The organism is Acidimicrobiia bacterium (genome assembly GCA_016650365.1).
Lineage (GTDB): Bacteria > Actinomycetota > Acidimicrobiia > Spongiisociales > JAENVV01 > JAENVV01.
This window is the reverse complement of the sequence record JAENVV010000306.1, coordinates 1-12,490: the sequence shown is the minus strand read 5'-3', so window position 1 is coordinate 12,490 and position 12,490 is coordinate 1. Positions and strand designations below refer to the sequence as shown.

The following is a 12,490-nucleotide window of genomic DNA, read 5'->3' as shown; positions in this document are numbered from 1 at the left end:
GTCTGGGAATTCGTCGTCACCGACGACAACGGCCAACCGGTCGGAGTGGGTGTCACAAGACGGCGACCCACCGCCCAACAACAACGAATCATCCGAGCGCACAGCCCCCACTGTGTCATGACCGGCTGTCGCATCCACGCCATCCACAGCGACGTCGATCACACGGTCGACTGGGCCAACGGCGGACCCACCACACCGGCCAACCTGGACCCCACCTGCCGACACGACCACCGCATCAAACACCAAGCCGGATGGACCTACCAAAAACTCCCCAACGGCCACCACCAATGGACCAGCCGACTCGGACACACCTACACCAACAAACCCCAACCACCCTAAGAACCCCGGGCGATCAGCCCGAAGGCACTTCCCTTGAAGAAGCTTCCCCCAAACGCACTTCCCGAGAGTCGCACCAATGGATAGGGGGGAAGAACCATGTGTCTTCGTTGCCGGAGTATGTTGCTGCGCGAATACCAAAGACATCTCACAAAGACCATCAAACAGTATGGATGGGCATGCCAGTCGGTTTCGTCATCTGCGGACGAGCTTGGACCCAACTGGGTGTACACGATCGGAATCGAACGGTTCGGTCAGCCGGAACTCATCATCGTCGGGATGCCCGATAGGCAAGCCGCCACCATGCTCAACGACCTCTGCCGAGCGTCAACCACGGGCGATGAGCCCTGGCCCGCGCCAGGCGACATCATGGTCCATTCCTGTGGCGATGCCTCACGGGTCGCCGTTCTCGAAGTGGATGCTGACATCATCACCGCCGGAGAATGGTTCAACATGGCCATCTATCGTCGGGCGAGCGGGTCCGAAGGGTTCCGAGCGATCCAACTCGTCTGGTCGGATGAACACGGCCGGCTTCCGACCATCACGACCGAACAACAACCGCTCCTCGGTGACCCGTGGTGGACGGCGCCGTAACTGGCCGGGAAGTGAGCGACGCTAGGCGCCTCCCCCCTGACCGATCTTCTGGCGGAACCGGGTGGCGCGGTCGGCGAGATCGGCCACCCATTCGCCGTTGGCAGCCTCGGATCCGTATAGAGCAATGCCACGTTCGGCCCAGAGCAGGCCCGAGTCCCAGGCCTTGGCTTTCTGCTGCCGAATACACATCTGCCGATAGGTCTCAAGCATCGGAACCTTGCCAAACTTCTCGACCAGTGAAGGCTGGATCGACTCCATCTCGCTGTCGTGGAGAACGCAGGCCTCGTCATACTCCGCCAAGGCGGACTCAAAGGTGTCCCGGCAGTAGTACAGATCCTTTTCGAGCTGAGCAAACATAAAGTGCCGATCGATCGGATGGGTCTCCGTTTCCAACAGTTTGCGGACCTGGCCAATGCGGCGGACCGAGTCTCCGGCAAGTCCGTCCGTCCAGGACAGGTCGTAACGCGAGTCTTCCCGGTCGGTCGAGGCGGCCACGCTCAATCCGGTCCTCACCGACCGACGACCCTGACGCCGGGTCGTAGAGTCATCGACCGCGGTAGGGGGCAAGCCGAAATCGGTCGGGTCGTACGAGAGAAACACCCCCAACTGCCCGGGGCCGTTCGCCCGACGTCCCCCACCGGCGATGACTCCTCGCAAGCCAATCGCCCTGCCGTGCTGCCGTTCAAGACGGACGATGGAATGCTGCATGTCGGCCGCATCCTCCCGGGACAGATGGCCGACACGATGGTCGGTCACGACGACATCTACGGCGTATTCGTCGTACGGGTTGTTCGGGTCGGGTCGCAGAATCGCGATCACGTTCTGACGGATCCGGTCGGGTCCCCCGGGATGCTCGCCGACGATATGCCATAGCGCGTCCTGATGACGGGACTCACCGGCCACTTCAAGGGACTGCCTGCCACCGAGCACGAGGACGTCTGGCTGATGGGACGAAGAGGAGGATTCAGACGGCGAATCTCCAACGGTTGCCATGGCACTTCCTCCACCACCGAACCTAGCGAACCCGGTCGGAGTCCGGGTGGATACTGACGAAGAAGCAGACCCACGTCACGAACACCCCTGTTACGCTCCGTCGCCGTGAAACCATGGGAACAACTCACTGAACGAGGACGGTTTCGACGGATCCGAACGGTGGCCACCGAAGCCCTCCGTCATTTTCCGATCACGCCGACGTCCATGCGCCTGGTCGGTGGCTTCACCAACGTGATCTTTCGCATCGATACGGCTACATCGACGTACACGCTCCGGGTCGACTACATCCAGGACCACACAGACGAAGACGTTGCTGTCGAACTCGACTGGTTGGCGGCCCTGGAAGAATCCGACCTTGACGTGTGTCGGGTCATGCCGGCCACCTCAGGCGAGCGCTCGGTCTACGCCGCCGCGACCGGGGTGCCGGAGCCACGGCGATGCGTCTTGTTCGAATGGATCCCTGGCAAGCCGCTGGCCGAAGACCTGACCCCGCCTCGGTACGAACAGTTGGGCCGGCTCTCAGCGAGCCTGCACATCGCCGGGAAGGACTATCAGCCACCTCATCAGCCGATGGCCTGGGACAAGGTCTTTTATTGGCAGGAGCCCTCGGATCCGGTGGTCTATCACCTGCCGGAACACGCCCACCATTTCGCCGGCGGTCGGATGGAAATCCTCGAACGGGCCATCGATGCGGTGACTCCGGCCTTCGGGAGACTGGACCCGAAGGGCGCCCAGATCATCCACGCCGACCTGCATCCCTGGAACGTGCACGTGGCCCGATCACGAATGATCGCCCTCGACTTCGAAGACGTGGCGTGGGGAGATCGCGCCCAGGACATCGCCATCACGCTGTTCTACGAGCGCGATCACCCCGAGTACGCCGACTTGCGGGCCGCCTTTGAGACCGGCTACCGCCAGGTGGCACCGTGGCCAGTCGAATATGAAGGGCAGCTCGAAACGTTCATGGCGGCTCGCACGATCATGTTTGTCAACTTCATGCTCAACCTTGGCGAAGACCCAAAGGAGTTCTATGAGCGAGCTTTCCCTCGCCTCGAACGGTTCCTGGAGCGCTTCGCCACCAGCTAGCCAGGCGCCGACTGGGTAGTCGCGCCGCCTAACCCTTGCGCGGTACCGACACCATCGTGCCACTTAGGGCAGACCGACTCCCCGACAAGTGACGCAGCAGATCAGCGGCTGCCTCGGCAGGGGAAACCAACATGCCATCGTCTTGGAACGACTTGAACACCTTGCTTACTTCGGTGGGAGCCAACCGGGCTTCAGTCTGCATGTCGGTGTCAACTACCCCCGGCCGCCAGACAAAGCTGGCCAGTCCTGGAGCTTCAACTGCAAGCTGGCGGGCCAAATACTCTTCACCTGCCTTGGCGATTCCATAGGACCCGACCCCGATCAGATTCCGCTCGGCGATGCCAGATCCGACGAAGACGAAACATCCCTCGCCTTGTTCAAGCATCGCCGGCATCATCGCCCTGACGAGGTGCAAACCGCCATCGAGGCTTGCTCCAAGAATCGCCGCCGATTCGCCTGCGGTGGTTTCCCAGATCATTGGACCGGCCCCGGCTACCGCTGCATTGTGAATGACGCCAAATGGGCCACCGAGTTCGACGGCTGCAGCTGCGATATGGACCGCGGTTTCAGCCGAGCCAATGTCACCTGCCACCACCCGCACCCGATCTGGGTCGCCAAGCTCATCGGCCTTGGCCTGAAGGGCAGCAGCCTTCCGGGCGTTGAGAACCAAGCGGGCTCCCCGGGCCCACAGACCATCGGCAATCGCCGCGCCAACCCCCCTGGACGCGCCGGTTACCACCCAGGTTTCTGAGGCAAAGGTCATCCCACCGCTCCTCTTGGTCCCGCCATCTTCGTCCGGTCGTCCATCAAGCCCTCCCAGGTCAAAGGCCACGATACCGGATCAACCGGGCCAGTCAGGGCCTGCACGTTCCCTGAGTCTGCCGGGAGATTCTCATTGCAGCCCTGATGCCGATGGCAAATCGCCAGCGCCCCTCGATACCTTCCACCCGGTGGGTTTCGGAGACCATTGGTCCGGCCCGGCATGGGCCTCGGTAGTATCGGCCCGACTCAGCCATAGGACCACCTTGCAGACACCAAACCCACCGCCAGTGCGGTACGCCAAGAGCGATGACATCAACATCGCATACCAGGTGTCCGAAGCCAACGGCCCCGACCTGGTGTACGTATCGGGATGGATCTCCCACCTCGACATGATGTGGGAGGATCCGTATCAAGCCCAGTTCCTGCATCGGCTAAGCCAGTTCAGCCGGCTGATCATGTTTGACAAGCGAGGTGTCGGCCTCTCCGACCGGGTCTCCATTGAACACTTGCCAACCATGGAACAACGAATGGACGACGTGCGGGCCGTGATGGATTCCGTGGGCTGTGAGGAGGCGTACCTTTTTGGCCACTCTGAAGGAGCTGTGCTCAGCACCCTCTTCGCGGCCACCTATCCCGAAAGAAGCCTCGGGCTGATGCTTTACGGCGGATACGCAGCCAAGAGTACGCGCGCCGACTACCCGTGGGCTCCGAGTCCCGAAGCTCAAGCAGAGCGCCTCGATCTGGTATTGAATCACTGGCCCGACGGGGTGAGTTTCGAATCACGAGCTCCCTCGATGATCGGCAACCAGGCCTTCTTCGACGGCTTCGTAAAATACGCCCGCTCGGCCGCCAGTCCGGCCGCCGCCCATGCCCTGGCCGTCATGAACGACCAAATCGATATCCGGGACATCTTGAGCAGTGTCGCCGTACCAACCTTGATCGTTCACCGCACCGGAGATAGGTCCACCCCTATCGAAGGGGCCCGATACATGGCAGCACGAATCCCTGAGGCCAAATTGGTCGAACTCGACGGCGAGGATCATCTCCCCTGGACGGAAGACTCCGAATCGGTTCTCACCGAAATCGAAGAGTTCGTCACCGGGACAAGGCCCGAGCGTGAGATCACCCGGGTCCTATCCACTGTCTTGTTCACCGACATCGTCGACTCGACCGTCCAGGCCGTCGAAATGGGCGATCAAGCCTGGCGACACCTGCTCGATCGGCACGACACCCTCTGCCGCAAACAAATCGAGCATCATCGGGGCCGTCTCATTAAGACAACCGGAGACGGCATCCTTGCCACGTTCGATGGCCCGGCCCGTGCCATACGTTGTGGCCACGCCATCGCCAGCGCCGCTCGGGATCTCGGCATCGAAATCCGCGCCGGACTCCACACCGGCGAGATCGAACTGCGCGACGACGATATCGGTGGAGTCGCCGTCCACTTCGCCTCGCGGGTCATGGGCTATGCAGGGTCCGGTGAGGTAGTCGTTTCCCGGACGGTCAAAGACCTTGTGGCCGGATCAGGCCTCGCCTTCACCTCACTCGGGGAGCAATCGCTCAAAGGGATCCCCGGCACCTGGGAGCTGTTCTCCGTCCAAGGCTGACCTGCCGCCCTATCGACGGCTAGTCGTGGAACATTCGGCTTCGAGGGTGCCCGGAACGGCTTCGACTTCGTCGGTGAGCCCGTTGGAGCCAGAAGATGAATCGGGGATCTCTATCCATCCTTGCAGTACTGACCTTGACATCCACCGCGTGTTCGTCGGCTCAAGGCCTTGAGAGCAACGAAACCACGACGACTACGGGTCGGGTGGCGGTGACCACGACAAGTCAGGCGGTTGCGACAACCACCACAGCTACGCCAGTGCCGACGACGATCTCCGACCCGACGGTCGTTCTCGCCGACGACCTATGGATTGTCTATCAGGGCGGAAGTGGCGGGGACCAGATCTTCCTGATTCGTCCTGATGGCACCGGAGCACATTCCCCGACCGAAGAGGTCAGCGGCTACGGCCAGACCAACCCCGACTGGTCACCAGACGGACAGCGCATCGTATTCGCTGTGGCCAACCAGAACGGCACAGAGGACCTGCGGATCGTAAACGCCGACGGCACCGAAGCCACCGTCGCCTTGGCCTGCGTCGATCCGTGCCAATACTTCGACGATCCAGCCTGGTCTCCTGACGGAACGATGATTGTCTTCACTCGGATGACCGAGGATTCCGACGGTGTACGGTCAACCCTCGAGACCCTCAACGTCGCTACCAAAGACACCGAGATCATCCTCGATGCTGGACCGACTGACTTCTACGCCGGACCCCGCTGGTCGCCGGACGGGAAGTCGATCGTCCTCGAGGTTGTGCATCGGACCGGTCCGGCTGGTGACGCCGAAGTCACGGGAGTCACCTTGTCGGTCATCGACCTCACCACGACCCCGCCGACCGTTCGCCCACTGACGGAGCCCGAACTGTATGCCGAGACGGCCGACTGGAGCGAGGACGGAACGCTCATCGTGTTCGCATCCCTCGGCGCCCCGGGCCACGAAGCATATGATCTGTACACGATCCATCCCGACGGGTCGGATCTCACCCGCCTGACGACGCTCGCTTCATCGGGCGGCAACGTACCCATCCGTCGTTCACAGCCGACGGCCGGATAATCTTTGTCGCAAACCTGGGGGACGGGACGGACGGCGTCCTGGCGACGATCCCCATCGACGGTGGCGACCCGGTTCCGGCAACCAGCACCGGTTACCGGGGTGGATACCACCCGAAGATGCGGCCATAACCAGTCGGCCAATCGACTAACTAAACGACCGGCCCCGAAAAAGGTCCGGCGGCATGGACGGCGACACCACCGACCATCGTCAGGTCGGACCGAACGCTGGTAAGCGAATCAGGGTCAATGGCAAAGACATCATCGGACAGAACCGCGATATCGGCGAGCATGCCTGGCTTCAGCGTCCCCCGTTTGTGTTCGTCGAGCGAGAACCAGGCGCTCCCGGAGGTGTAGGCAGCCAGCGCTTCTTCGATGGTCAACCGATGGCGTTCCGAACGGGGCGGGGCGCCGTCGATCGACTTGCCGGTCACCAGCCAGTGGATGCACTGCCAGGGATCATGGGAAGCAACCACCGTCCCATCCGTACCAGCACCCAACGGGATTCCCAGGTCGAGGATGTCCCGGAGCGGCGGCGAGTCGATGGCGATCTCCTCACCCCAGAAAGCGGCCGAATCGGCCGATCGCATGATCATCCGATCCTGGATCGCAATCCCGATGCCCAACGCTTTGACCCGTTCGAGGTTACGGCGTCCGATCGGCTCGGCATGAGCCAGCGATACACGGCCCCGAAGACCGACGTCCGCGGCGACCTCCTCAAACACATCCAGAACGGCACCAATGGTCGGGTCGAGGACCGCATGCATATGGATCGGCCACCCGGCCAGAGACAACATACGGGTGATCTCGGTGAGATCGGCTTTGGCCTCCTTCGATACCTCGAACGGCCTGACCCCTTCAAGGTCGTGGCAGCCGAAGGTAAGGATCTCACCTGCGCCGACATAACGGAGCATGTCATCTCCAAAGCCGGGTTGGACGTATCGGACCCATTGGCGCAGGTCTTCGACCTCGGTACCGCGCCCTCCGGGAACGACATATAGGCCAACCCGCAACGTCATCTCTCCGGCTCTCCAAGTATCAAAGAGCGCTCCGTATGACTCGGGGATCACGCCGAAGCCCCCCGGATCGATCACGCCGGTAATACCGGTCGCATTGAAATCAGCCATGAGAGCCTTCGTCGAGGCGACCTGGGCCGCCCGGGTGGGAGCTGGGATTTGTCCGAGAACCATGCCAAAGGCGCCCGGCCCGCGGATCAAGCCGGTAGGAGCGCCCGTGGCATCGCGTTCGATCTCACCGCCAGGCGGGTTCGACTCTCCGAGTGCGAGATTGGCGGCCATCGAGTTGAGGATTGCCCATTCGTACAACAACTGGACATAAACCGGGTGATCGGGAGCGGCCCGGTCGAGCTCGGCTTGAGTGGGTCCGCGGCCCTCGGAGAACTGCCCGGGATGCCAGCTGCCAAGGACCCGCAGCCAGGTGCCCGCCGGAGTGGAGGACGCGGCGACCGCGATACGCCGGAGTCCCTCCTCCAAACTAGGGACCCCATCCCAGCGGACTATGTCATTCCAGGTCTGGCCACCACGCAGGAAATGAACGTGTGAATCGATAAGACCAGGAATGGCCCGCCGCCCGTCGAGATCCAGGACGTCGGCGCCCCGTTCGGCTATTTCTCGAACCGCCTCATCGGAGCCGGCAGCCAGGATCTTTCCGTTGCGGATCGCCACTGCTTCGACATGTTCGTCGCCGGTCCAGATCCGTCCGTTTACGAGTAGGCGATCGCCGTGCTCAACCGTCATCGGTTGTCCCTTCTGTCGTCTCGATATGTCTTCATATCTTCTTCACCGTACGCCATCAGTTGAAGGTCGCTGCTTTGGCATCCTATTATCCGCCCGTCAGAGAACCGCCAATAGTCGTAGGGTTCATTCGGGTAATCGGGATTCCGTCGAGCCAAACCCGGGCGAGACATGGCAAGCAGATGATGGATACATGAGCATAAAAGAGAACCTTGGCGCGGGCGGCGTGACCCTGCTCGACGTCGCCCGCGAAGCGGGGGTTCACGTCTCGACGGTTTCACGTGCCCTTGATCCTGCTCACCACTCACGGGTAAAAGACGCCACCCGCCAACACATCGAAGCCGTCGCCGACCGGCTCGGTTACCGTCCCGACATGGTGGCCCGCGGCCTGAAAAGCGGGCGCACCGCCACAGTCGGAGTGATCGTCGCCGACCTCGGCAACACCTTCATCACACCGGTCATCCACGCCTTGACGGCAGCCGTCGAATCCGCAGGAATGATGCCGATGATCGCCGAGACCGAAGACGACCACGATCGTTTTGCGAACATTCTCGATCACATGCTTAGCCGACGAGTCGACGCCATGATCGTGATGAGCGCTCGTTCGGCCGATCGGCAAGTCCTCGAGTCGGCCGGGCGAATTCTTCCCATCGTCGTGGCGGGCCGTCCCCTCGACGGGACAAGCCTTCCCGAAGTTGTAGTTGACGAACACGCCGGTGGCCGCCCCATCGCCGAACACTTCGCCGAATCGGGGCACAGCCTGGTTGCCCAACTTCGCGGGCCGCTCGATGTGGCCAACTTTCCCCGCCGAGATGAGGGCTTCACGGCCGCGTGCCGCGAGCACGGGATTGAGCAGGTGCTCGTCCCGGAAACAGCCACCCTGCCGGTCATCACCGAAGGACGCCGGATCATGGAAGCCCTGATCAACACGACGACCTCCATGCCGACGGCCATCTTTGCGCACAACGACCTCATGGCGCTCGGGGCACTCTCACGACTCCGCGAGAACGGAATACGAGTTCCCGACGATCTTTCGCTGGCGGGTTACAACGACCTTCCCATGGTCGGCCACATAACGCCGTCACTAACCACCGTGAATTACCCTGGCAAGGACGTAGGAAGGTTGGCTGGCGAAATGATCCTGCGTCTTCTTGGTGGAGAAGAGGTTGAGAGCTGCACCCTGAAGCCCGAACTCGTTGTCAGAGAATCCACCAGAGCAACCAAGTAAGGCGGAGCACGCATGGAACAACCATTCGAGATGATTCACACCGGCGAGAATGAGCGTCGCTTCAACATGCCGTACACGCCGGCTGTCAAAGTGCATTCGGGAAAAATGGTGTTTCTGGCCGGCGTCACCGCCGCCCCGGTCTATCACAGCCATCCCCATATCGCTGCCGAGTTCGACGACATCCCGCTCGATCCCGGCGACCAGGCAGCCATGGCCATCGAAGCCATCCGCCAGGTCTTGGTCTCCGCCGGTGGCGGCCTCGAACACGTCGTTGAGATAACCCGCTACATCGTCGACATCGCCGACAACCAGGACGCCATCAACCGGGTGCTCGGACAGGCGTTCGGGAACCATCGACCGGCCAGTACCACGGTCGAGGTGGTCCGTTTGGCGACCGATCCTCGCCTCGTCCTGGAACTGCGAGTCGTGGCAGCCGTTCCCGAATAACCCGGCGGCTAGGTAACCAACCAACCGCCATCGATGTTGAGGTTGTGGGCGTTCATGCCGGGGTTTTCTAGGAGGAAGACCGTGGCTCCAACGACGTCGGAAGTGGTAATGAGCCGACCGCTGGCCGTCCGTGCCTTCAGACCTTCCAGCATGGCGGCCGGCTTGTCCGCCCAGTACCAGCTGTCGCCGACCACGGCCGGGTGAATCGAGTTGACCCGCACCGGGCTCAGCTCGATAGCCAACGAACGAATCATCGTGCTGACGCCACCGTTGACCGTGGTGATCGTGGTCGACCCCGGATACGGACGCTCTTTGGCAAGACCACCGAAGATCACAATGGAACTGCCCTCACCCAAGCGATCGCCGAGGACCCGGATGAGTTCAAGCGGCCCGATGAGTTTCATGGTCACGAGCGCCGTGGCTCCTTCGATCTTGAAATCCTTGGCGGTGTTCTCGTCACGCAGCACGGCGGTGATGACGAGATACTTGATGTCCCCGAGATCGGCCAGACTTGCGGCGATCGACTCCGGCTGAGCGAGGTCGAGGCTGATACCGGAAGTGTTGCCACCGACATCGGCCGCCGCCGCTTGGGCCCGAGCCAGGTCCCGGCTCGTCAGGTACACCTGCTCACCCGCATCGGCGTAGTGCCTGGCAACGTCGAGACCAAGACCAGATGAACCTCCGACAACTAGAACTGCTCCAGCCATGACAACCACCCTTCAAATCTGCTTGTGTCCGCTCGGAATCGATTTTCCCCGCCCGCCCCGACAGGCGCGAAACGGTTCTGGTAGGTTAGTGCAAACGTTTGCATGATGTCTGGGAACATTCAGTTAATGCTCCGGAGCAACCCGCTCCGGGCACGGAGGAGGAACAAGACATGACAAGATCGTCTCAAAGTCAGTTTCTACGAGGACTCATACTGCTCGTCGCGTTTGCCATGATCGCCGCCGCCTGCGGGAGCTCAACGAGCGATACAACGGCTGCCGCAAGTCCCGGCACCACCGCAGCCCCAAGCACCCCCGACACCACCGCCGCCTCGAATACGCCTGACACGACTATGGCACCTACCGCTCCGAGCGGTGACCCGATCGTCATTGGAAGCACGCTGGCCCTTACGGGCTTTCTGGCACCAACCGCCGCCATCCACAAGGTTGCCGGGGATCTGTTCGTTGAACAGTTGAACGCCAATGGCGGCCTCCTCGGCCGACCGGTCGAATGGGTTGTCCTCGACGACGAATCCGTACCGGACCAGGCTGCCGCCCTCTACGAGCGCCTCATCACCGAAGACGGCGTTGACGCCATCATGGGACCATACGGAACCGGAACCATCACCGCCGCCATGCAGGTCGCCGAGCGCTACGGGTACGTGCTGCCCCAGCACACCGGAAGCCTCACCTACACCTACGGGTATGACTGTCAGTTCCCGGCCTGGCCAGCTGGTCGCAATCCGAATATCACGAACTCCGAACTGGTCTTTGACGCTCTCGAATCGACCGGCACTCCGCCGGCCACGATTGCTTTCGTCATCAACCAGTTCCCTGGCACGATGTACGTCGCGTACGGCGAGCCAGACACCGACGAAGGCGGCGCCGTCTCTATCGCCAAAGACCGCGGGTATGACGTCGTACTCGACATTCAGTACCCGAGCACAACCAGCGATTGGGGCCCGATCGCCGCGCAGGTACGCGACGCCGACCCTGATTTCTTGTTCCTTGGAGCCCTCGGCGTCGACGGACCGAACCTGATCGCTGCCATGGACGCCCTTGACTACCAGGTACCTGGCATGTTCCTCCAGTGGCCCGCCCCGGGACCCATGTTGGGAGCCGGTCCGTCTGCAGATGGTGCCATGTCGGTGACGGCGTTCGAGCCACATACACCGTTCACAGATAATCCAGCCTATGCGGCGATCGCTCAGGCGTTCTCGGATGCAGCCGCGGCGGCCGGACTGCCGTACACGGCATTTGAAACCCAGGCTTCGGCCTCATGGGCTGCCTGGCAGATCCTTATTGCCGGTATCGAAGGCGCCGGAAGTCTCGACCAAGCCGCAGACTGTGACTATCTGCTGAACAACACGATCGACACCGTCTTCGGTCCGATCGACTTTGATCCGGACCAGAACAACTACTACGGCGACCTGTCGTACGTCAAGCAGATCCAGAACGGTGACTGGGTGGTCGTCTGGCCCGCCGACGGCGCCCCCGACGGCGTGAGCGTGCAATACTCGCCGGAGGGATGACCCCCTGCAGTACTGAGCCTCGCCAGTTTGATTCGAGATCGCGGTCGGTTTCCAGCCGACCGCGATCCGGATCGAACCGGCAACGGCCAACCACGGATGTTGGGACAGCTCGATGACGCTCTACGGACAAGCCATCATCTCGGGAGTTCTGGCCGGTGGCCTCTACGCCATGATGTCCCTCGGCGTATCCCTCAGCTGGGGTGTTCTAAAGATCATCAACCTGGCCTACTTTTCATTCATTCTGCTGGCGGGATATGGATCCTACGAACTCGCTACCAACCACGGATGGGACCCATTTCTGACCGTGCTGGCAGTGGTTCCGGCGGTGGTAATCGTCGGAGCACTCCTTCAACTGTTCTTCGAAAAGGTCAAGATCGGTGAGTTCGAGTCCCTCCTCGT

13 protein-coding genes are annotated in these 12,490 nt (G+C 61.8%); 9 read left to right on the top strand and 4 right to left on the bottom strand.

The genetic code is table 11. From position 1 onward, the window contains the following. Together JJE47_16890 and JJE47_16885 are read left to right on the top strand one after the other, a co-directional pair. The coding region (locus tag JJE47_16890) for an HNH endonuclease (GenBank protein ID MBK5269100.1) at window positions 1–339 on the top strand (339 nt) is incomplete at its 5' end. Between the two features lie 117 nt (window positions 340–456). Beyond that, complete coding sequence (locus JJE47_16885) at window positions 457–930, top strand: DUF4262 domain-containing protein (protein MBK5269099.1); 474 nt, start codon at window positions 457–459, stop codon at window positions 928–930. A 21-nt stretch (window positions 931–951) separates the two neighbouring features. On the opposite strand, the gene JJE47_16880 is transcribed toward JJE47_16885, so the two are convergent. Further along, window positions 952–1,923 carry an HIRAN domain-containing protein gene (locus tag JJE47_16880; GenBank protein ID MBK5269098.1) on the bottom strand — a complete coding sequence of 324 codons (972 nt, stop codon included), beginning with the start codon at window positions 1,921–1,923 and terminating at the stop codon, window positions 952–954. A gap of 105 nt (window positions 1,924–2,028) precedes the next feature. On the opposite strand from JJE47_16880, the gene JJE47_16875 reads away from it, so the two are divergent. Next, on the top strand, window positions 2,029–3,009 hold the full coding sequence (locus tag JJE47_16875; protein ID MBK5269097.1) for a phosphotransferase: 981 nt from the start codon (window positions 2,029–2,031) through the stop codon (window positions 3,007–3,009). Between the two features lie 28 nt (window positions 3,010–3,037). On the opposite strand, the gene JJE47_16870 is transcribed toward JJE47_16875, so the two are convergent. Continuing rightward, entirely contained in the window at window positions 3,038–3,772 is a 735-nt protein-coding gene (locus JJE47_16870; GenBank protein ID MBK5269096.1) for an SDR family oxidoreductase, read from the bottom strand. 262 nt (window positions 3,773–4,034) lie between these two features. On the opposite strand from JJE47_16870, the gene JJE47_16865 reads away from it, so the two are divergent. Both JJE47_16865 and JJE47_16860 read left to right on the top strand, forming a co-directional pair. Further along, window positions 4,035–5,378 carry an adenylate/guanylate cyclase domain-containing protein gene (locus JJE47_16865; GenBank protein MBK5269095.1) on the top strand — a complete coding sequence of 448 codons (1,344 nt, stop codon included), beginning with the start codon at window positions 4,035–4,037 and terminating at the stop codon, window positions 5,376–5,378. Between the two features lie 95 nt (window positions 5,379–5,473). Continuing rightward, window positions 5,474–6,430 (top strand): PD40 domain-containing protein, encoded by a 957-nt coding sequence (locus tag JJE47_16860; GenBank protein MBK5269094.1) that lies wholly within the window; start codon window positions 5,474–5,476, stop codon window positions 6,428–6,430. A 148-nt stretch (window positions 6,431–6,578) separates the two neighbouring features. Here JJE47_16860 and JJE47_16855 read toward each other — a convergent pair whose 3' ends face one another. Further along, window positions 6,579–8,183 (bottom strand): amidohydrolase, encoded by a 1,605-nt coding sequence (locus JJE47_16855; protein ID MBK5269093.1) that lies wholly within the window; start codon window positions 8,181–8,183, stop codon window positions 6,579–6,581. Window positions 8,184–8,373: 190 nt separating this feature from the next. On the opposite strand from JJE47_16855, the gene JJE47_16850 reads away from it, so the two are divergent. Both JJE47_16850 and JJE47_16845 read left to right on the top strand, forming a co-directional pair. After that, complete coding sequence (locus JJE47_16850; GenBank protein MBK5269092.1) at window positions 8,374–9,408, top strand: LacI family DNA-binding transcriptional regulator; 1,035 nt, start codon at window positions 8,374–8,376, stop codon at window positions 9,406–9,408. A gap of 12 nt (window positions 9,409–9,420) precedes the next feature. After that, window positions 9,421–9,855, top strand: coding sequence for a hypothetical protein (locus JJE47_16845; GenBank protein MBK5269091.1), 435 nt, complete (start codon window positions 9,421–9,423; stop codon window positions 9,853–9,855). Window positions 9,856–9,863: 8 nt separating this feature from the next. Here the strand turns inward: JJE47_16845 and JJE47_16840 are convergent, their stop codons facing one another. Then, on the bottom strand, window positions 9,864–10,562 hold the full coding sequence (locus JJE47_16840; GenBank protein ID MBK5269090.1) for an SDR family oxidoreductase: 699 nt from the start codon (window positions 10,560–10,562) through the stop codon (window positions 9,864–9,866). A gap of 170 nt (window positions 10,563–10,732) precedes the next feature. Between JJE47_16840 and JJE47_16835 the strand changes: the two genes are divergently transcribed. Both JJE47_16835 and JJE47_16830 read left to right on the top strand, forming a co-directional pair. Continuing rightward, on the top strand, window positions 10,733–12,091 hold the full coding sequence (locus JJE47_16835) for an amino acid ABC transporter substrate-binding protein (GenBank protein MBK5269089.1): 1,359 nt from the start codon (window positions 10,733–10,735) through the stop codon (window positions 12,089–12,091). A 112-nt stretch (window positions 12,092–12,203) separates the two neighbouring features. Beyond that, the coding region (locus JJE47_16830) for a branched-chain amino acid ABC transporter permease (GenBank protein ID MBK5269088.1) at window positions 12,204–12,490 on the top strand (287 nt) is incomplete at its 3' end.

Coding starts and splice junctions, on each gene's coding strand:
- JJE47_16885 (MBK5269099.1), top strand. CDS start 457: ATGTTGCTGCGCGAATACCAAAGACATCTCACAAAGACCATCAAACAG.
- JJE47_16880 (MBK5269098.1), bottom strand. CDS start 1,923: ATGGCAACCGTTGGAGATTCGCCGTCTGAATCCTCCTCTTCGTCCCAT.
- JJE47_16870 (MBK5269096.1), bottom strand. CDS start 3,772: ATGACCTTTGCCTCAGAAACCTGGGTGGTAACCGGCGCGTCCAGGGGG.
- JJE47_16860 (MBK5269094.1), top strand. CDS start 5,474: ATGAATCGGGGATCTCTATCCATCCTTGCAGTACTGACCTTGACATCC.
- JJE47_16855 (MBK5269093.1), bottom strand. CDS start 8,183: ATGACGGTTGAGCACGGCGATCGCCTACTCGTAAACGGACGGATCTGG.
- JJE47_16850 (MBK5269092.1), top strand. CDS start 8,374: ATGAGCATAAAAGAGAACCTTGGCGCGGGCGGCGTGACCCTGCTCGAC.
- JJE47_16845 (MBK5269091.1), top strand. CDS start 9,421: ATGGAACAACCATTCGAGATGATTCACACCGGCGAGAATGAGCGTCGC.
- JJE47_16840 (MBK5269090.1), bottom strand. CDS start 10,562: ATGGCTGGAGCAGTTCTAGTTGTCGGAGGTTCATCTGGTCTTGGTCTC.
- JJE47_16835 (MBK5269089.1), top strand. CDS start 10,733: ATGACAAGATCGTCTCAAAGTCAGTTTCTACGAGGACTCATACTGCTC.